This window comes from Streptomyces sp. ML-6 (assembly GCF_030116705.1).
In the GTDB taxonomy this organism is placed as follows: Bacteria; Actinomycetota; Actinomycetes; order Streptomycetales; family Streptomycetaceae; genus Streptomyces.
Genome location: NZ_JAOTIK010000001.1, coordinates 1,641,573 through 1,661,608, shown reverse-complemented (window position 1 = coordinate 1,661,608; position 20,036 = coordinate 1,641,573). Strand labels below are relative to the sequence as shown.

General features: G+C 70.5%; 14 protein-coding genes. 4 read left to right on the top strand and 10 right to left on the bottom strand.

Annotation, left to right across the window (positions count from 1 at the left end):
* Positions 1-42 precede the first annotated feature (42 nt).
* The 7 genes from OCT49_RS07355 to OCT49_RS07325 all read right to left on the bottom strand — a co-directional run bounded on the left by OCT49_RS07355 (position 43) and on the right by OCT49_RS07325 (position 9,291).
* Complete coding sequence (locus OCT49_RS07355) at positions 43-759, bottom strand: ABC transporter ATP-binding protein (RefSeq protein WP_283851082.1); 717 nt, start codon at positions 757-759, stop codon at positions 43-45.
* A complete protein-coding gene (locus OCT49_RS07350) occupies positions 756-1,643 on the bottom strand; it encodes an ABC transporter ATP-binding protein (protein ID WP_283855700.1) in 888 nt (295 codons plus the stop codon). Before OCT49_RS07350 ends, OCT49_RS07355 begins: the two co-directional genes overlap by 4 nt.
* 5 nt (positions 1,644-1,648) lie before the next feature.
* The gene (locus OCT49_RS07345) at positions 1,649-3,424 is read right to left on the bottom strand and encodes a branched-chain amino acid ABC transporter permease (protein WP_283851081.1); all 1,776 of its coding nucleotides are present in this window, start codon (positions 3,422-3,424) and stop codon (positions 1,649-1,651) included.
* A 5-nt stretch (positions 3,425-3,429) separates the two neighbouring features.
* Positions 3,430-4,359 (bottom strand): branched-chain amino acid ABC transporter permease, encoded by a 930-nt coding sequence (locus OCT49_RS07340; RefSeq protein ID WP_283851080.1) that lies wholly within the window; start codon positions 4,357-4,359, stop codon positions 3,430-3,432.
* A gap of 105 nt (positions 4,360-4,464) precedes the next feature.
* Positions 4,465-5,676 (bottom strand): branched-chain amino acid ABC transporter substrate-binding protein, encoded by a 1,212-nt coding sequence (locus tag OCT49_RS07335; protein ID WP_283855699.1) that lies wholly within the window; start codon positions 5,674-5,676, stop codon positions 4,465-4,467.
* 657 nt (positions 5,677-6,333) lie between these two features.
* Positions 6,334-6,804, bottom strand: a complete 471-nt coding sequence (locus OCT49_RS07330; RefSeq protein WP_283851079.1) for a PaaI family thioesterase — start codon at positions 6,802-6,804, stop codon at positions 6,334-6,336.
* Between the two features lie 210 nt (positions 6,805-7,014).
* Positions 7,015-9,291, bottom strand: coding sequence for an FdhF/YdeP family oxidoreductase (locus tag OCT49_RS07325; RefSeq protein WP_283851078.1), 2,277 nt, complete (start codon positions 9,289-9,291; stop codon positions 7,015-7,017).
* A gap of 155 nt (positions 9,292-9,446) precedes the next feature.
* On the opposite strand from OCT49_RS07325, the gene polA reads away from it, so the two are divergent.
* Positions 9,447-12,158 carry a DNA polymerase I gene (polA, locus tag OCT49_RS07320; protein WP_283851077.1) on the top strand — a complete coding sequence of 904 codons (2,712 nt, stop codon included), beginning with the start codon at positions 9,447-9,449 and terminating at the stop codon, positions 12,156-12,158.
* Positions 12,159-12,240: 82 nt separating this feature from the next.
* Here the strand turns inward: polA and OCT49_RS07315 are convergent, their stop codons facing one another.
* A complete protein-coding gene (locus tag OCT49_RS07315; RefSeq protein WP_283851076.1) occupies positions 12,241-13,086 on the bottom strand; it encodes a DUF4184 family protein in 846 nt (281 codons plus the stop codon).
* Positions 13,087-13,313: 227 nt separating this feature from the next.
* Between OCT49_RS07315 and OCT49_RS07310 the strand changes: the two genes are divergently transcribed.
* The 3 genes from OCT49_RS07310 to pgfA all read left to right on the top strand — a co-directional run bounded on the left by OCT49_RS07310 (position 13,314) and on the right by pgfA (position 16,391).
* On the top strand, positions 13,314-15,050 hold the full coding sequence (locus OCT49_RS07310) for a lytic murein transglycosylase (protein ID WP_283851075.1): 1,737 nt from the start codon (positions 13,314-13,316) through the stop codon (positions 15,048-15,050).
* 140 nt (positions 15,051-15,190) lie between these two features.
* Positions 15,191-15,328: an SPW_0924 family protein gene (locus OCT49_RS07305; RefSeq protein WP_283851074.1), complete on the top strand. Its 138-nt coding sequence runs from the start codon at positions 15,191-15,193 to the stop codon at positions 15,326-15,328.
* A gap of 40 nt (positions 15,329-15,368) precedes the next feature.
* Complete coding sequence (gene pgfA / locus OCT49_RS07300) at positions 15,369-16,391, top strand: cell envelope lipid trafficking protein PgfA (protein WP_283851073.1); 1,023 nt, start codon at positions 15,369-15,371, stop codon at positions 16,389-16,391.
* Here the strand turns inward: pgfA and hrpB are convergent.
* Positions 16,366-18,876 carry an ATP-dependent helicase HrpB gene (gene hrpB, locus OCT49_RS07295; RefSeq protein WP_283851072.1) on the bottom strand — a complete coding sequence of 837 codons (2,511 nt, stop codon included), beginning with the start codon at positions 18,874-18,876 and terminating at the stop codon, positions 16,366-16,368. The two genes, pgfA and hrpB, sit on opposite strands and share 26 nt — an antisense overlap.
* A 124-nt stretch (positions 18,877-19,000) precedes the next feature.
* Positions 19,001-19,813: a class I SAM-dependent methyltransferase gene (locus OCT49_RS07290; protein ID WP_283851071.1), complete on the bottom strand. Its 813-nt coding sequence runs from the start codon at positions 19,811-19,813 to the stop codon at positions 19,001-19,003.
* Positions 19,814-20,036 lie beyond the last annotated feature (223 nt).

Here is a 20,036-nt window from a genome sequence, read left to right as displayed (position 1 = left end):
GTTTTCCGGGGTACGGGCCTCAACCATGTGGGTGGGAGGGGTTCAGTCCTCGCCGAGGTAGGCCTTGCGGACGGATTCGTCGTGGAGGAGGTCCGCTCCGGTGCCGGAGAGGACGATCTTGCCGACCTCCATGACGTGGCCCTGGTCGGCGAGGGAGAGCGCCGCCTGGGCGTTCTGCTCGACGAGCAGGATGGTGGTGCCCTGGGCCTTGAGTTCGACGATGGTCGCCATGATCTTCTGCATCATGATCGGGGAGAGGCCCATGGAGGGTTCGTCGAGCATCAGGAGTTTGGGCCGGCACATGAGGGCCCTGCCCATGGCGAGCATCTGCTGCTCGCCGCCGGAGAGGGTTCCGGCGGCCTGTTTGCGGCGTTCCCCGAGGATGGGGAAGAGGTCGTAGGCGCGCTGGATGTCCTTCTCGATGCCGGCTTTGTCGCTGCGGAGGTATGCGCCGAGTTGGAGGTTCTCGGCGATCGTCAGCCGGGGGAAGATGTGGCGTCCCTCGGGGGAGTGGGCGAGGCCCAGGGAGACGACCTTGTGGGCGGGGACGTTGGCGAGTGGTTTGCCGTCGAAGACGATGCGGCCGCCGGCCGGTTTGAGGAGGCCGGAGAGGGTGCGCAGGGTGGTGGTCTTGCCGGCGCCGTTGGTGCCGATGAGCGTGACGACCTGGCCGGCTTCGACGGTGAAGGAGATGCCCTTGACGGCTTCGATCTTGCCGTAGGCGACGCGGAGGTCCTCGACCTCCAGAAGTGCGGTCATCGGGTGTCCTCCTCCTCGGTGCTGGTGGTGGCTGTTCTGGCGGCGTCGGCGTCCGCTTCGGCGGCTTCGACCTCGGCGGCTTCTTCGGCGCCGGGGGCGCCTTCGAAGGGGGTGCCGAGGTAGGCGGCGACGACGCGTTCGTCGCTCTGGACCTCGCCGGCGGTGCCTTCGACGAGTTTTTCGCCCTGGACGAGGCAGGCGACGCGGTCGCAGAGGTTGAAGATGAATCGCATGTCGTGCTCGATGACGAGGACGGCGATGCCCTGGTCCCGGATGGCGAAGATGAGTTCTTCGGTGACGCGGGTTTCCTGGGGGTTCATGCCGGCGGTGGGCTCGTCGAGGAGGAGGAGTCCGGGGTCGCTGGCGAGTGCGCGGGCGATTTCCAGCTTGCGCTGGTCTCCGTAGGGGAGGTTGCGCGCGAGGTGGTCGGCCTTGTTGGCCAGGCCGATGAACTCCAGGAGTTCCATGGCGCGTTCGCGGCTGGCGTTTTCGGCTTTGGTGAAGCCGGGGAGTCGGAGGAGGGCGGACCAGAGGCCTTCCTTGGTCCTGGTGTGGCGGCCGACGAGGACGTTTTCCAGGACGGTCATGTTGGCGAAGAGCCGGATGTTCTGGAAGGTGCGGGCGATGCCTGCCTGGGTGACGAGGTGGGGCTTGGGGGGCAGGACGGTGCCTTTGTAGCTGACCTTGCCCTCGGTGGGGACGTACAGGCCGGTGAGGCAGTTGAAGAAGGTGGTCTTGCCGGCTCCGTTGGGGCCGATGAGGCCGACGATTTCGCCTGCGTTGACGGTGAGGTCGACGTTGCGGACGGCGGTGAGGCCGCCGAAGCGCATGGTGACCCCGCTGGCGTCCAGGACGGTGGTGGCGGTTTTCGTGGTGGTGGTCATGGTGGTCACGCCCCCGCCTTGGCGATGCCGGCGCCGGTTTCCTCGGACTGCCGTGGTTCGGGTACGTCGGGCTGGTCGTTCTCGTGGAATTCGAGCTGCTTCCTGCGGTCGGCGACCAGTCCTTCGGGGCGCATGCGCATCAGGAGGATGAGGGCGACGCCGAAGAGGAAGAGCTGGTAGTCCTGCATGAACTGGAGTTTGGCCGGGATGAGGTAGAGCAGTGCGGCGCCGACGAGGGGTCCGCTGAGGGTTCCCATGCCGCCGAGGATGACGGCGGCGAGGAGGAAGGCGGAGTTGGGGGGTACGGAGCCGGCGAACTGGTACTGCTCGGGGGTGACGGTGTAGTTGACGTGTGCCTGGACGGTTCCGGCGAGTCCGGCGAGGGTGGCGCCGAGGGCGAAGGCGATCAGTTTGAGCCGGAAGGCGTTGATGCCCATGGCGGTGGCTGCGGTTTCGTCTTCGCGGATGGCGACCCAGGCGCGGCCGATGCGGGATTCTCCGGAGCGGCGGAAGACGAGGACGACGACGGCGGTGAACAAGAGCATCAGCAGGTAGTAGTTGGCGGACCTGCCGAGGGTGAAGCCGAGGACGTCGTGTTTGGTTCCGAAGTCGAATCCGAAGAAGTTGAGGTCGGGGATGCTGGGGATGCCCTGGGAGCCGTTGGTGAGGTCGGGTCCGCTGTTGCCGTTGAGGTTGTTCACGGTGAGGCGGAAGATTTCACCGAAGCCGAGGGTGACGATGGCGAGGTAGTCGCCGCGCAGTCGTAGGGTCGGTGCGCCGATGAGGACGCCGAAGACGAGTGATGCTGCGGCTCCGGTGAGTACGGCGGCCCAGAAGGGGAATTCGACGCCGATGGCCGACATGGTGGAGCCGGAGACCAGGGCGGCGGCGTAGGCGCCGACGCCGAGGAAGGCCACGTAGCCGAGGTCGAGGAGGCCGGCGAGGCCGACGACGACGTTGAGGCCGAGGGCGACGGTGCCGAAGATGAGGATGTTGGCGCCGATGAGCGCGTATTCCTCTTTTTGCTGGGTGAAGGGGAAGCAGACGGCTGCGACGAGGGCTGCGGCGAGGGTGATGTTGCGGTGCTTCGTGGTCAGCGCGGTGAGGCGGGAGATGAGTCCGGCTCGGTGGAGTGCGGTGAAGGCGAAGCCGACGGTGATGAGGAAGCCGATGAAGAGTTCGGTGTATTCGGTGTCGATGCCGTAGGTGAAGACGTGGAGGCCGATGCCGAACGCGGCGACGATGATGAGGATTTCGGCCCAGGAGGGCAGGGTCTTGGCGCGGGGGGCCGGGGGTGCGGCGAGGCCGTTGCGGAAGCGCTGCCAGGCGTTGGCCGAGGGGCCGGTGAGTGGTTGGTCGTCGGGGAGGCCGAGGGCGGCGATGGCGGCGATGAGTGCGCCGATGCCGCTGACCCAGGCTCCGGGTTCCAGGTTGACGACGCCGCCGAGGTCGTAGGAGATGGCGCCGATGGTGTAGCCGGTGGTGCCGAAGGTGCCCAGTGCCAGGAGGCGGACGGGGCTGTTGGTGCCGCCGGGGGTGAGCCAGCGCAGTCCTCGGATGTCGTAGCCGGAGAGGGCGAGGAGGAGGGTGAGGGCGGCGCTGGTGAGGGTGAGGACTTGGAGGCCGCCGGGGTAGCCGGTGACGGTGAGGTCGCCGGGGAATTCGGAGGTCCAGGTCCAGGCGAGGAAGGTGCCGGCGAGTGCGACGGTGGCGCCTGCGATGGTGCCGATGCGGGCCGCGGGGGCGGGGATCGGCAGGAAGGAGGTGGTGTTGGTGGTCATCGGTATCACGCCCGATCCGTGACGCGTTCGCCGAGCAGGCCCTGGGGTCGGAGCAGCAGGACGACGATGAGGAGGACGAAGGCCCATACGTCCTTCCAGGCGCCGCCGCCGAAGAGGTCCATGCCGGGGACGTTGCTCATGTAGCCGGTGGCGAGGGATTCGGCGATGCCGAGTACGACGCCGCCGAGCATGGCTCCGTAGATGTTGCCGATGCCGCCGAGTACGGCTGCGGTGAAGGCTTTGAGGCCCATGATGAAGCCCATTTTGAAGCCGATCTGGCCGTTTTTGAGCCCGTAGGCGACGGCGGCGACGGCGGCGAAGGCGGCACCGATGGCGAAGGCCATGACGATGATGCGGTCGGTGTTGATGCCCATGAGCTTGGCGGTGTCGGGGTCCTGGCTGGTGGCTTGCATGCCGCGGCCGGTGCGTGTCTTGGAGACGAAGAGGCCGAGGGCGAGCATGCAGATGGGTGCCGTGATGAGGACGAAGAGGTCGCCGCGTTGGATGTGGGCGCCGAAGATGTCGATCGCTTCGCCCTTGAACTGGGGGAAGGAGCGGTCCTTCTTGGCGTCGGGGTACCACTTCCAGATGGCCTGCTGGAGGGCGAGGGAGAGTCCGATCGCGGTGATCAGCGGGGCCAGTCGTGGGGCGGTGCGCAGGGGCCGGTAGGCGAAGCGTTCGGCGGCTGCGCTGACGGCGACGGAGCATATGACGCCGCCGATGATCATGAGGGGGATGATCGCGAGGAGGGAGACGCCGGCCGGCATCCAGAGGTATACGGTGAGAGCTCCGAAGCCTCCGATCATGAAGATCTCGCCGTGGGCGAAGTTGATGAGCTGGATGATTCCGTAGACCATCGTGTAGCCGATCGCGATGAGTCCGTACATCGCGCCGAGGATGAGTCCATTGGCCAGCTGTTGCGGCAGTTCGTTCACCGCAGGGCCTCCGTGGAGTGGTTCGGATATGGCACCGCGCGGGAGCGCTGGTAGCGCTCCCGCGCGGTCTGGGTCAGGCTTGGGGGCCGGGAGGGCCGGTGGGGGTCAGGGCTTGTAGACCTCGCTGAGCTTGGAGGTCCACTTGCCTCCGTCGACCTGGTAGGCGGTCATCATGGTGTTGGTGGTGTCGCCGTATTCGTCGAAGGAGACGGGGCCGGTGACGCCGTCGAACTTGACCTTGGCCATGGCTTCGAGGACCTTGACGCGGGCGTCGTCGGGGAGCTTGCCGTCGTTCTCGGCGACGGCGATCTTGACGGCTTCGATGATGGCCCAGGTGGCGTCGTAGGTGCCGCCGCCGTAGGCCTCGTAGGCGTCCTTGTATCCGGCGGTCTTGTAGTCGGCGATGAACTTCTTGGCGGAGTCGAGTTCTTCGACGGGCTTGCCGACGGAGGTGGCGATGTCGCCCTGGGCCTTCTTGTTGAGCTTGATGAAGTCGGCGCTGTACATGCCGTCGCCGCCCATGAGGGGGATCTGGACGCTGTCCTTGAGCTGCTGGCTCAGGGGGGCGCCGGCGGGGTATTCGCCGCCGTAGTAGACGGCCTTGGCGCCGGACTTCTTGACCTGGGTGACGACGGCGTTGAAGTCGCGGTCGTCGGGGTTGACGTGGTCGGAGCCGACGATCTTGCCGCCGAGGTCGGTGAAGGTGTTCTTGAAGGAGGCGGCGAGACCGGCGCCGTAGGGCTTCTGGTCGTCGATGAGGTAGACCTGCTTGATCTTCGCGGTGTTGTAGAGGTACTTCGCGGCGAAGGCGCCCTGGATCTGGTCCGTGGTGGCGGTGCGGAAGTAGGTCTTGAAGGGGCGCTTCTTGTCGCCGGTCTTCCAGTTCTCGCCCTGGGTGAGTTCGGTGCCGGTGTTGGCGGGGGAGACCTGGGTGAGGTTGGCGTCGTTGAGCGGCTTCTGCATCGACTGGGAGACGCCGGAGTTCAGGGGGCCGACGACGCCGACGACGGATTCGTCGTCGATGAACTTCTGGGCGTTCTGCTGGCCGACGGAGGGCTGGGCCTGGTCGTCGAGGGGTTTGACCTCGAATTTGATGCCGGGGACGGTTTTTTCCTTGTTGGCCGTCTTGGCGGCGAGGTCGGCGGAGTTCTTGATGCCGAGGCCGAGGGCGGACAGGTCGCCGGTGATCGGCGCGTCGACGCCGATGACGACGGTCTGGGTGTCGCCTCCGCCGCCGCTGTTCTTGCTGTCGTCGCGCGACCCGCAGGCGGTGAGGGTCAGTGCTCCTGTGGTGAGCACTGTGGTGAGTATGAGCAAAGAACGGTGTCGCACGAAAGGTCCTTTCCCTGGCGCGGCCTCCTCTGCTGAGGTGCCGTGTCGTTCGCCGGGCCGTACTGGGTTGGTACAGGGCCGTGCTGCAGACGCGCCCGGCGGCGCGGTGACTGGCGGTGACTCTAGGCGCAGGGGAGGGAGTCCGGGATGGGTCCGCCGCAGGATGTGACTGTCTTGTTATGCCGTTGAGGAAGGCTTGAGGTGGCTGTGCGGACATGTACGGTTTTTTACCGGATGGAAAAGTGACCGCATTCTGAGAACGCGCAGCTCTGCTAAGGGGCTTGAGCGGATCTTGCTGCTGTCGCGTTTCGGGGGCCGGGTGGGGTGTGTGGGGGCGTGGCGAAGGGCCCGGCGGCTGCGGGGTGCGGTCCTGGGTGTGGTGTGGGGGGGGGGGCGGACCGGCCGATGGTTACGCAGTGTTACGGCGGGGGGTGTTGTGGTCGACGCGGTGTGGTGTGTGTGGGGTGGGTGTGGGGTGCCGAGTTGGCCATACAACGGGTTGTGTGGTCAAGGGAGTTGACGTATTTGGTTCTCAACTTCGTTTGGTGGGTGGGTGGTTGTGTGCGGATATGGCACTGCCCGGTCGGATGGTGGTCCGGCCGGGCAGTGGGGTTCGGGGGTGTCGGTGCGTGTTGCGGTCCGTCAGATGGTGTCGGGGCGGGGGGCGTCGCGGAGCATGCAGGTGAGGCGTGCGGTGCAGACCCGCTTGTCCTGTTCGTCGGTGATGACGATCTCGTAGGTGGCGGTGGAGCGGCCGCGGTGCACGGGGGTGGCCACTCCGGTGACGAGGCCGCTGCGTACGCCGCGGTGGTGGGTGCAGTTCAGGTCGACACCCACGGCGAGCTTGGTGACGCCGCCGTGGAGCATGGAGCCGACGGAGCCGAGGGTCTCGGCGAGGACGGCGGAGGCGCCGCCGTGCAGCAGTCCGTAGGGCTGGGTGTTGCCCTCGACGGGCATGGTGCCCACGACGCGGTCCGCGGAGGCCTCGACGATCGTGACGCCCATCCGTTCGCCGAGGTGTCCGGCGGAGAAGAGGGCGGGCAGGTCCACGCCGAGGGCGGCGTACTCGTCGATGATCTCCTGGGGGAACGTGGGAGTGGTGTGCTCGCCCATGGGCCGGCTCCGATCGTCTGCGGTGGTTCACGGCGTCAGTGCTGTGTACATCGTTCTTATCAGACGGCTGAGCGGACGCTTAGGGCTGCTCGTGCCGCAGTGCGCTGCCGGCCCCGGCCCCCGGCCCCGGGTCTTTCGGCCCCGCGCGGTTCGGCCCCGCGCGGTTCGGCCCCGCGCGGTTCGGCCCCGCGCGGTTCGGCTCCGCGTGCCTCAGGTGCGGGTGTTCTCGAAGCGGACGACGACGGATTTGCTGGCCGGGGTGTTGCTGGTGTCGGCGGTGGAGTCGAGGGGGACCAGCACATTGGTCTCGGGGTAGTAGGCGGCGGCGCAGCCCCGGGCGGTCGGGTAGTGGACGACGCGGAAGCCGGGGGCGCGGCGTTCCACGCCGTCCTTCCACTCGCTGACGAGGTCGGTGTACGCGCCGTCGGCGAGGCCGAGGGCGTGGGCGTCCTCGGGGTTGACCAGGACGACGCGGCGGCCGTTCTTGATGCCGCGGTAGCGGTCGTCGAGGCCGTAGATCGTGGTGTTGTACTGGTCGTGCGAGCGCAGGGTCTGCAACAGGAGCCGGTTCTGCGGGAGTTCGGGGTATTCGACGGGGGCGGCGGTGAAGTTGGCCCGGCCGGTGGCGGTGGGGAAGCGGCGTTCGTCGCGCGGGGGGTGCGGGAGGGTGAAGCCGCCGGGGCGGGCGATGCGGGTGTTGAAGTCCTCGAAGCCGGGGACGACGCGGGAGATGCGGTCGCGGATCGTGGCGTAGTCCTTCTCGAACTCTTCCCAGGGGGTGGCCGATCCGGGGCCGAGTACGGCGCGGGCGAGGCGGGCGACGATGGCGGGTTCGGAGAGGAGGTGGGGGCCGGCGGGGGTGAGGTTGCCGCGCGAGGCGTGGACCATGCTCATGGAGTCCTCGACGGTGACGAACTGCTTGCCGCTCGCCTGGATGTCCTTGTCGGTGCGGCCGAGGGTGGGGAGGATCAGTGCGCGGGTGCCGGTCACGGTGTGCGAGCGGTTCAGTTTGGTGGAGACGTGGACGGTGAGGCGGGCGCGGCGCATGGCGGCCTCGGTGACGTCCGTGTCGGGGGTGGCTGCGACGAAGTTGCCGCCCATGGCGATGAAGACCTTGGCGTCGCCGTCGCGCAGGGCGCGGATGGAGCGGACGACGTCGTAGCCGTGGTGGCGGGGTGAGGTGATCCCGAATTCCTTGTCGAGGGCGTCGAGGAAGGCGGGGGAGGGGCGTTCGAAGATGCCCATGGTGCGGTCGCCCTGCACGTTGGAGTGGCCCCGGACGGGGCAGACGCCGGCGCCGGGGCGGCCCACGTTGCCGCGCAGCAGGAGGAAGTTGACCACTTCGCGGATGGTGGGTACGGAGTGTTTGTGCTGGGTGAGGCCCATGGCCCAGCAGACGATGGTGCGTTTCGAGGCGAGGATCATGGCCAGGGCCTTCTCGATGCTTTCGCGGTCGAGGCCGGTGGCGGTGAGGGTCTCGGACCAGTCGGCTCGGCGGGCGGTGGCCGCGAACTCCTCGAAGCCGTGGGTGTGTTCCCGTACGAAGGTTTCGTCGACGGCGCCCTCGGTCTGCAGGATCATTTTGTTGAGGAGGCGGAAGAGTGCTTGGTCGCCGCCGATGCGGATCTGCAGGAAGAGGTCGTTGAGTGCGGTGCCCCGGATCATGCCGAGGGGGGTCTGGGGGTTCTTGAAGCGTTCCAGGCCGGCTTCGGGGAGCGGGTTCACCGAGATGATCTTCGCTCCGGCTGCCTTGGCCTTTTCCAGGGCGGAGAGCATCCGGGGGTGGTTGGTGCCGGGGTTCTGTCCGGCGACGATGATCAGGTCGGCCCGGTGGAGGTCTTCGAGGGTGACGCTGCCCTTGCCGACGCCGAGGGTTTCCGTCAGTGCCGAGCCGGAGGACTCGTGGCACATGTTGGAGCAGTCGGGGAGGTTGTTGGTGCCGAATTCGCGGGCGAAGAGCTGGAGCAGGAACGCGGCCTCGTTGCTCGTGCGGCCCGAGGTGTAGAAGAGGGCCTCGTCGGGGGAGTCGAGTGCGTGCAGTTCCTCGGCGATGATGTCGAAGGCGTGTTCCCAGTCGATCGGCTCGTACCGTTCGGCACCTTCGGGGAGGTACATCGGCTGGGTGATCCGTCCCTGCTGGCCCAGCCAGTAGCCGCTGCGGGTGGCGAGGTCGGCGAGGGGGTGTGCGGCGAAGAAGTCGGGGGTGACCCGGCGCAGGGTGGCCTCTTCGGCGACGGCCTTGGCGCCGTTTTCGCAGAATTCCGCCGTGTGTCGTTTGTCGCCCTCGGGCCAGGCGCAGCCGGGGCAGTCGAAGCCGTTCTTCTGGTTGACCTTGAGGAGGGTCTGTGCGGTGCGTCGCACTCCCATCTGCTGTTGGGCCATGCGCAGGCTGTGGGCGACGGCGGGGAGTCCGGCGGCGGCGTGCTGGGCCTCGCCGACCCGCGGCGCGTCCTGGACGGGGTCGCCTGTGGGCGGCTTGGTGGCCATGGTGTGTTCTCCTTCGGGCCGGCTGCGGACCTGCGCGCACCGTACGTGCCGGTGCCGTGCGTGTTCCTCCTACGATCCTGTCACGTGGCACCGACAAGGGGTGGGGGAGCGGTGTCCGGTCGGGAATGTCAGTGGTCCGTGGCAGGATCGGGGGCGTGGCTGAGACGGCATCGAAGAAGACGGCAGACAACCGACCGCGCCTGCTCCTGATGGACGGGCACTCCTTGGCGTACCGGGCGTTCTTTGCGCTGCCGGCGGAGAATTTCACGACCGGGTCGGGGCAGCCGACGAACGCGGTGTACGGCTTCGCGTCGATGCTCGCGAACACTCTGCGTGACGAGGCGCCGACGCATTTCGCGGTGGCGTTCGATGTGTCCCGCAAGACCTGGCGGTCGGAGGAGTTTCCCGAGTACAAGGCGAATCGTTCGAAGACCCCGGACGAGTTCAAGGGGCAGGTCGAGCTGATCGGCGAGTTGTTGGACGCGATGCGCGTCGACCGGTTCGCGGTGGACGGCTTCGAGGCGGACGATGTCATCGCCACGCTGGCCACGCAGGCGGAGGCGGCCGGTTTCGAGGTGTTGATCGTCACCGGGGACCGGGATTCGTTCCAGTTGATCACGGACCATGTCACGGTGCTGTACCCGACGAAGGGTGTTTCGGAGCTGACGCGTTTCACCCCGGCGAAGGTCGAGGAGAAGTACGGGCTCACGCCGCGGCAGTATCCGGATTTCGCGGCGCTGCGCGGTGACCCGTCGGACAACCTTCCGGGGATTCCCGGGGTGGGGGAGAAGACGGCCGCGAAGTGGATCAACCAGTTCGGTTCGTTCGACGAGCTGGTGGAGCGGGCCGAGGAGGTCAAGGGCAAGGCGGGCCAGAATTTCCGGGATCATCTGGACGCGGTGCGGCTGAACCGTCGGCTGACGGAGATGGTGCGTGACGTGGAGCTGCCGAAGGCCCCGCAGGACCTGGAGCGTGCGCCGTACGACCGTACGGCGGTGACGGGTGTGCTGGATGTCCTGGAGATTCGTAACCCGAGTCTGCGGGAGCGGCTGCTGGCGGTCGATCCGGGTGCGGCCGAGGACGAGGTGCCGGTGCCCGCCGCGGGTGTCGAGCTGGACGGTGCGGTGCTGGGTGCGGGGGAGCTGGCGCCCTGGCTGGCCGAGCACGGTGACCGGCCGCTCGGTGTCGCGACGGTCGACACGTGGGCCCTGGGCAGTGGTGCGGTCACCGAGATCGCGCTCGCCGCGGCGGACGGTGCGGCGGCGTGGTTCGACCCGGCCGAGATCGACGGGGCCGACGAGCAGGCGTTCGCCGCGTGGATCGCCGATGCGGGCCGGCCCAAGGTGATGCACAACGCGAAGAGTGCGATGCGGGTCTTCCCGGAGCACGGCTGGCGGGTCGACGGCGTCATGATGGACACGGCGCTGGCCGCCTATCTGGTCAAGCCGGGCCGTCGTTCCTTCGCGCTGGACGCGTTGGCGGTGGAGTATCTGGGGCGTGAGCTGGCGCCCGCCGCGGCGTCCGAGGGGCAGTTGGCCTTCGGTGCGGAGGACCAGGCGGAGGCCGAGGCGCTGATGGCGCAGGCCCGCGCGATCCTGGACCTGGGCGAGGCGTTCACCGCCCGGCTGGCCGAGGTGGGTGCGGACCGGTTGCTGCATGACATGGAGCTGCCGACGTCCGCCCTGCTGGCCCGGATGGAGCGGTGCGGCATCGCCGCCGACCGGGCCCATCTGGAGGGGATGGAGCAGCAGTTCGCCGGTGCGGTGCAGCAGGCGGTGAAGGAGGCGCATGCCGCGGTCGGCCGGGAGTTCAACCTCGGTTCGCCCAAGCAGCTCCAGGAGGTGCTCTTCGGTGAGTTGGGTCTGCCGAAGACGAAGAAGACCAAGACCGGGTACACGACGGATGCCGATGCCCTGGCCTGGCTCGCCGCGCAGACGGAGCACGAGCTGCCGGTGATCATGCTGCGTCACCGTGAGCAGGCCAAGCTGCGGGTCACGGTCGAGGGCCTGGTGAAGACGGTCGCGCCGGACGGCCGTATCCACACCACGTTCAACCAGACGGTGGCGGCGACGGGGCGGCTCTCCTCCACCGACCCCAATCTGCAGAACATTCCCGTCCGTACGGACGAGGGGCGGGCCATCCGCCGGGGCTTCGTCGTCGGTGAGGGTTTCGAGACGCTGATGACGGCCGACTACAGCCAGATCGAGCTGCGGGTGATGGCCCACCTGTCCGAGGACGAGGGCCTGATCGAGGCGTTCACCTCCGGCGAGGACCTGCACACCACGGTGGCCTCCCAGGTCTTCGGCGTCGACAAGTCGGCCGTCGACCCGGAGATGCGCCGCAAGATCAAGGCGATGAGTTACGGGCTGGCGTACGGGCTCTCCGCGTTCGGTCTCTCCCAGCAGCTGAACATCGAGGCGGGTGAGGCGCGGGTCCTGATGGACACCTACTTCGAGCGGTTCGGCGGAGTGCGGGACTATCTGCACCGGGTGGTGGAGGAGGCCAGGGCCACCGGTTATACGGAGACGGTCTTCGGTCGTCGTCGTTACCTTCCCGACCTCAACAGCGACAACCGTCAGCGTCGTGAGATGGCCGAGCGGATGGCGCTCAACGCACCGATCCAGGGCACGGCCGCGGACATCGTCAAGGTGGCCATGCTCCAGGTCGACCGGGCGCTGACCGAGGCGGGGCTGAAGTCGCGGATGCTGCTCCAGGTCCATGACGAAATCGTCCTGGAGGTCGCCGGGGGCGAGCGTGCCCGGGTGGAGGAGATCCTGCGCCATGAGATGTCCACGGCGGTGCGGTTGCGTGCCCCGCTGGACGTGTCGGTGGGTGTGGGTACGGACTGGGAGTCGGCGGCGCACTGAGGCTCCGGCCGTGCCGGACGGTCCGGGGCCCGTAGGGGTTCCGGACCGTCCGCGTACCGGGGGGCGGTTCACGCTCCCGGGTTCAGGGGCGGGCGGGGTTCCGGTCGTCGGTCCGCCGGCCGGAGGGCGTGGCCGGGCGGGAGCGGCGCAGCCGCATCCATGCCCCGTACAGCACCAGGCCCACCGCCAGTCCCGCCCCGGCTCCGAAGCAGATGGTCGGGATGATGTCCAGGGGGGTGTCGACACGCCCGAAGTGGGCGTACCAGCGCATGCAGCGGTGGATGACGCCGCCCAGTGCGCAGACGCCCAGCAGCGCCCCTGCCGTCCATCGTTCGCGAGGGCCCAGCACCGGCACGGACGGTGGGGCGGGCCGTGCCCCGGTGGCGCGCAGCCCCGCCCGGGCGAACCGGGCGAGCAGGATCAGGGCCACGGCCGAACTGCCGTACTGCACCAGTTGGAACACCGGATGACCGGCCACGTTCCCGGAGAGTACCGGCACCAGGCGCACCCCCCACCGGTCGTGGTGGGTGAAGGCGTCCCAGACGACGTGGGTGGCCGCTCCGAGGGCCGCCGACAGTGCGAACCACCAGCAGTCCCGGGGGCGCCACGGCCCGTGGCGCCCGCTCAGGAACGTGTGCACCCGCCCCTGCCGGGCCGTCGGCAGCAGCGCGACCAGCGGTTCGCGCAGCAGCAGCCACAGGGCGACCACGGCCGCGGTGATCAGTACGTCGACCGTGAGTACGCCCCACAGCGAGTGGGTGACCTGCCCGAACTCCATGGCGCCGGGAACCGCGGTGTCGGCGTAGTACGTCATGTCGGGTGCGAAGGAGCCCGTCACGAGGGCGGACGCGAGGAGCGGGCCGCGTGCCGTCCCGTTTCGTCGCAGCACCGGTAGTACGGCGGCGGCATGACTGAGTGTGAAGGGCATGGCGGCAAGTATGCGTGAACGGTGAAGACCGTTTGCCGGTGCGTGGCCGCGGTGGCCACCGCCGTCGTCACCTGTGCGCTCACCGCCGTACGACTTGCTGTCCGGAACGTGAAAAACAGGTAAGAACCGGTCGGCACGCGGTGTCCCGGCGGTATGAGTTGCCGTAGGGTCGCCTGAGTCCTGCCACTGGGGGCGCGGACAGTCGTCGAAGGGGAGGGGCCAGAGGTATGGCAGCGCAGTTCGGTCGCCGGCTTCGCAAGGGAGCGACCACGACAGCCGTGGCCGCCGTCGTGGTGGCGGCGCTCTCGGCCTCGGGGGCTCCCGGCTCGCCGGTGGTCTCCGACGGCGGTGACCAGCAGGCCGCAGGGACGACTCCTTCGTCCGACGAGAGCGCGGCCACCGGCAATTCGCCGTACTACACGGAACTGCCCCCGCTGAACACGCCCGACAAGCCGGGGACCAGCAGTCGGCTGCCCCTCACCGGTGGTTCGGAGGCCGGCATACCGGCCTCGGTCCTGGCCGCGTACAAGAAGGCCGAGCAGGAGATCTCCGCGAGCGACGCGGCCTGTCGTCTGCCGTGGCAGCTGCTCGCCGCGATCGGCAAGGTCGAGTCCGGTCAGGCACGCGGCGGCCGGGTCGACGCGAACGGCACCACGTTCTCGCCGATCCTCGGCCCGGTCCTCGACGGCCGGGGTTTCGCCCTGATCAAGGACACCGACAACGGTGCGTACGACGGGGACAGCACCCACGACCGTGCCGTCGGTCCGATGCAGTTCATCCCGTCCACGTGGGCGACCTGGGGCCAGGACGGGAACGGTGACGGTCGCAAGGACCCCAACAACATCTACGACGCGGCGCTCGCCGCCGGGCGTTACCTCTGTGCCGGTTCCCGCGATCTGTCCCTCGCCGGGGACCTCGACCGGGCGGTCCTGAGCTACAACCACTCGAACGCCTATCTGCGTACGGTGCGTTCCTGGTTCGACTACTACCGGCGCGGCACCCACGAGATCCCCGACGGCACCGGCGCCCTGCCGCCCGCCCTCGGTGGCGGCACGACCCCGGACCGGACGGGCCCGGGTCCCTCGCCGTCCGGTTCCGCCAAGCCGAAGCCCGGGAACACGCCGAAGCCGGATCCGAAGCCGGGCGGCGGCACGACCAGTCCCAAGCCCGACCCCGAGCCGTCCGGGACCCTCGCGGCGGTGAAGAACGCCGGCACCGGCCCGCTGGCGGCCACCGCGGGCGACGCCTTCGCCGAGCGGATCAAGGTGCGGGCCGAGAACGGTCGCGGCGGGCCGCTCGCCAAGGTCTCGGTGACCTTCACGATCACCGGCGACACGGACGCCGCGTTCGCCGACGGGAAGAAGTCGGCCACCCTCACCACCGGGACCGACGGCACCGTCACCGCCCCGGTGCTGCGGGCGGGCGAGAAGACGGGCACGTTCACGGTGCGGGCCGCCGCCACCGGCCGCTCGGTGCCTCCCGTCACCTACGAGGCGACCGTCACCGCCCGCCGGGCCGACGCGATCGCCAGGACCGACGACAAGGCGCTGACCGCGGCGCCCGGGGCCGAGTTCGCCGAGACCGTCGAGGTCAGGGCGACCTACCGGGGCAAGGTCGCGGCCGGGGTCACCGTCACCGTCACCATGATCACCGACGCCGAGGAGCCGGCCGAGAACGACAAGGGCCCGTACTTCAAGGGCGAGGACGACAAGGCGGTCCGCACCCTGACGGGCCTGCGGACCGGCGCCGACGGCACCCTGAAGCTCCCGAAGATCTACGCCGACGGCACGGCGGGCACGTACCGGCTGCGGCTCACCACCGAGGGCGGGGCCACCGTCGTCATCGAGCTGAAGGTCGAGGCGTCCGAGCCCTCCGGGACACCGGACCCCTCGGGAACCCCGGAGCCCTCCACGAGCCCCGAGCCCTCCACGAGTCCGGAGCCTTCCGGGACTCCCGCCGCCTGACCGGCCGGCCGCATCGCCCCGACAGCCCCTTCGCCCTCGCGGCGGAGGGGCTGTTCCACGTGTTCTCATCTCGCGCCCGGATTGCTACGGTGCACCGACCCTGACGACCCATCAGATCGATGTTCTCCGGGAGGACCGGCATGCGTGCCCTCGTCGCCGCCGCCATCGGGCTGGCCGCAGCCCTCGCGCTCGTCCTCACCGTCGCCGCGATCGGCGCCCCGCCCGGGGAGACCTCGCCCGAACCCCTGCTGACCACCGTGCCGGGCCCCAAGAAATAGCCACCGGAAGAAGCAACAGAAGCCGAGGGAGGGCACCACCATGCGCCGCCGAGCCAGCCTCGTACTCCTGGCCTTCGCCGTCTTCTTCGCCGCCATGGCGCCGCTGCTGCGCTGGTACGCCTTCCCGAGGCTGGCGAAGATCCCGCCCGGCCAGTACCAGGAGACGGTCCTGGAGGCGAAGCCCGCCACCCTCCTCGACTACAACGACGGCATGAAGGTGAAGACGGTCCCCCGGGTCACCATCGTGCAGACCCTCAAGGGCAACGTGGAGGAGTCCGAGCGGATCGAACGCACCGCCGGCCGTGACGTCGTCGTCTGGGACGCCCTCAGCTTCGTGGCCGGACCGGACGGCAAGATGGTCTCCCAGATCCCCGAGCGGTACATCTTCGACGCGCACAGCCAGGCTCCCGTCCACGCCACCGGCGAATCCGTCGACGGCGACCCGGTCAGGCGCGAGGGCATCGAGTTCAAGTGGCCCTTCCTCACCGAGAAGCGCGACTACGAGTACTTCGACGCGCAGACCCGCACCAGCTCGCCCATCCACTACCGGGGCACCCGCACCTTCCACGGCATGGACGTCTACTACTTCGAGCAGACCATCCCGTGGACCAAGGTCCCGATGCCGAAGAAGATGCCGATCGCGATCACCCCGGAACAGATCGCGAAGACCGGCCTGACCCGCTGGTACACCACCAAGCGGATGTTCTGGGTGGACCCGGTCACCGGGGCGCCCGTCAACGGCGAGGAGATCCACCGGGAGGAGCTGCGCAACGCCAGGTCGCTGGGGCTGTCCGAGGACACCGTCACCGTGTTCGCCGGGCACGTGAAGATGCGCCCGGACTACGTCGACTCGGTCGTCGCCCTGGTCGGGTCCCAGCGCCTGCTGGTCCTGCTGCTCACCTCGTACCTGCCCGTGGGCTTCCTGGCCCTCGGCGCCGCCCTGTTCGCGCTCGCCCTGTGGCTGGAGGCCCGCTCCCGGCGCCCGGGCGGACGACGACCGCACGGGCGGGGCCCGGACGGGACACCGGACCCCGCCCCTACCCCCGCTCCTGCTCCCGCTTGAGCCGTGCCGTCGTGAACCGGGTCGCCGCCATCGTCGTCGGATCCTCCGGCCACGGATGCCTCGGGTACCGGCCGCGCAGCTCCGCCCGCACCGCCCGGTAGCCGTCCCGCCAGAACGAGGCCAGGTCCGCGGTGACCGCGGCGGGACGTCCGGCCGGGGACAGCAGGTGCACCAGCACCGGCACCCCGGCCAGCCTCGGGCTCTCCGCCAGGCCGAACATCTCCTGGAGCTTCACCGCGAGCACCGGCTGCGCCCCGCCGTACTCCACCCGGACGCGCGACCCGCTCGGCACCTCGATCCGCTCCGGCGCCAGCTCGTCCAGCCGGGCCGCCTCGCCCGTCGCCCACGGCAGCAACCGCCGCAGCGCCTGCCCCAGGTCGATCCGGCCCAGATCGGCGCGGCGCCGGGCCCGGGACAGCTCGGGCTCCAGCCACTCCTCCGGCCGGTCCAGCAACGCCCCCTCCGACACGTCCGGCCAGGGCGCGCCCAGCTCCCGGTGGAGAAAGGCCAGCCGTTCCCGCAACTGCTCCGCCTCCCGCGTCCGGCGCAGCAGCCCGAGCCCCTCCCGCCGCAGCCCCTCGACCAGCGCCCCGCGCACCGCCTCCGGCGCCGGTTCCCGCAGCGGGCGCACCGACAGCTCGACGGCGCCCAGCCGCTCCACCCGGCGGGCCACCACGTCACCGTCGGCCCAGCGGACCTCCTCGCCCGCGAACCGCAGGTGTCCGGCGGCCGTCCGTGCCGTGTCCTCGTCGACGACGGCGGCGAGCCGCACCCGGGCGGACGCCGCGTGCGCGGGCCGGTCGGCGACCGCGACCGCCAGCCAGGACGCGCCGCGCAGCCCCGATCCGTCCCGCGGCTCGGCCCCCGTCCCCGACACCATCAGGAACGCCCCCTCGCCGCGGGCCCGCGCCACCCGCTCCGGGAAGGCCAGCGCCGCCACCAGGCCCACGGCCGCGTCGTCCGGCCCCGAGCCCCCGCCCGCGTCCGCGACGAAGGAGGACAGCCGCCGGACCTCCTGCCGCCAGCGCGCCGCGTAGCCGTCCCGGCCCCGCCGCGCGGTGCGCAGCGCGGCGGCCAGGTCGTCGCCGTACTCCCGCGGCGGCTCCTCGCCGAGCAGGGCCACCACCTCGGCCGCCCGCCGTCCGCCGACCTCGGCGGCGCCGTCCAGCAGCGCCCGGGCCAGCCGCGGGTGCAGGCCGAGCCGGGACATCCGTACGCCCCGGTCGGTCACCCGCCCGTCGGGGCCCACCGCGCCGATCGCCGTCAGCACCTCGCGGGCCGCGCCCATCGCGCCCGCGGGCGGCGGGTCGAGCAGCGCCAGCCCCGACGCGTCCGGATCGCCCCAGCACGCCGCCTGCAGCGCGAACGCCGCCAGGTCCGCGACCTCGATCTCCGGGGAGGGGAACCGGGCGAGCCGCCCGTCCTCCGCCTGCGTCCAGCACCGGTACACCGTGCCGGGGGCCTCCCGCCCGGCCCGGCCCGCCCGCTGCCGGCCCGTCGCCCGGGAGGCCCGTACCGTCGTCAGCGCGCCCAGGCCCCGGGCGTGATCGGTGCGCGGTTCCCGGGCCAGTCCCGAGTCGACCACCACCCGCACCCCGGGCACCGTCAGGGACGACTCCGCCACCGAGGTCGCCAGCACCACCCGCCGGCCCTCCGCGGACCCGGCCAGCACCGCGTCCTGCACCGCCGCCGGGGCCCGCCCGTGCACCTGGAGCACCTCGGCGTCCACGTCCGCCAGCAGGCCCGCCACGCGCCCGATCTCGCCGACCCCGGGCAGGAAGCACAGCACGTCGCCGTCCCGTTCGGCCAGGGCCCGGCGCACCGTCGCGGCGACGTGCGCCGGCAGCGCCGGATCGACCCTCATCCCGTGCGGCGGGCGCACCGGTGCCGCGGGCGGCGCCCAGACCACCTCCACCGGGTGCGACACGCCCGACGCCTCGACCACCGGGGCGTCGCCCAGCAGCCGGGCCCAGCCCTGCGCGTCCGTCGTCGCGGACGCCGCGACCAGCCGCAGACCGGGGCGGAGCGTCTCGCGCACGTCGAGCAGGAACGCGGCGACGGTGTCCGCGTCCAGGTGCCGCTCGTGGCACTCGTCGATGATCACCGCGTCGACCCCGGCCAGTTCCTGGTCGCGCTGCAGCCGCTGGAGCAGCACCCCGGTGGTGACCACCTCGACCACCGTGCCGGAGCCCACCAGCCGTTCGCCGCGGACCGTGAAGCCGACCCGCCCGCCGGGCCGCTCCCCGAGGAGCCACGCCATCCGCCGCGCCGCCGCCCGTGCCGCGATCCGTCGCGGTTCGGCGACCACCACCCGGCGCACCGGTCCACCCTCGGTCAGGCCGGCCAGGACCAGGGGCACGAGGGTCGTCTTGCCGGTGCCGGGCGGTGCGCACAGCACCGCGACACCGCGGTCGTCGAGCGCCCGCTCCAGGGCGGGCACGGCGGTGCGGACGGGCAACCGGTCCAGGGCGTCGGTACGGATCACGCCCCCAGTCTCGTACGGGCCGGCCCGTATGCCGCACCCCGGGACCCGTCGGGCCCCTCCGGTCCCGGTCCGGGCGGGTTGGGGGCGCGGTTCGCCCGGGTCGTCGGTCCCGTGCGCAGAGTTTTCAGTCCCGCACGCAGACGAAGATCGCCGTGCCGGGGATCAGGTTGCCGCGCAGCGGGGACCAGCCGCCCCATTCCTGGGTGTTCCAGGCGGGCCACTCCGGTTCGACGAGGTCGACCAGCCGGAAGCCGCCGGCCACCACGTCGCGGACCCGGTCGCCCAGGGTCCGGTGGTGCTCGACGTAGACCGCGTCGCCCCGCTCGTCCTGCTCGACGTAGGGGGTGCGGTCGAAGTAGGAGGCCGCGACCGAGAGGCCCTCGGGCCCCGGCTCGTCCGGGAACGCCCAGCGGACCGGGTGCGTCACCGAGAAGACCCAGCGGCCGCCGGGGCGCAGCACGCGGCGCACCTCGCGGAACACCCGCACGGGGTCGGCGACGAACGGCACCGCGCCGTAGGCGGAACACGCCAGGTCGAACGAGCCGTCGCGGAAGGGCAGCGCCCCGGCGTCCGCCTCCACCAGCGGGACTTCGCCGCCGATCCGCAGCGCGTGCTGGAGCTGCCGGTGCGAGAGGTCCAGGGCCACCGGGCGGGCACCCCGGGAGGCGAGCCAGCGCGAGCACTGCGCGGCGCCCGCGCCGATCTCCAGGACGTCCTTGCCGTTCAGCGACGCGGCGGGGCCGAGCAGGCCGGCCTCGGCCTCGTCGAGCCCCTCGGGGCCCCAGACGAACCGGTCGTCGCCCAGGAAGGCGCCGTGGTCGTTCTGGTACTCGTCGGCGTTCCGGTCCCACCAGCCGCGACTGGCCCGGCTGCTCTCGGTCTCCGACGCCTCGCGACGGGTCGCTTCGGGTTCGGCCGCGTAGATCTCTTGGCTCATCGTGTCCGTCGTTGTAGTTTGCCTTCACCCCGCCGCACGCGGTACGTACTCGGGGGTATCCGGGAGTGCGGTTCCGCGCCCGGAGCGTCTCCCGGTGCCGAGGCGGCGCCGGGGAACACGAGTTGTGCCGGATATGGGTTGTTGCGCCCCCGGTGTGCGCCTTCGCGCATTGACCGTGCCCGGCTGCCCCCGTATGCTACAAGTTGCGCTGCGAGCCTGTGCG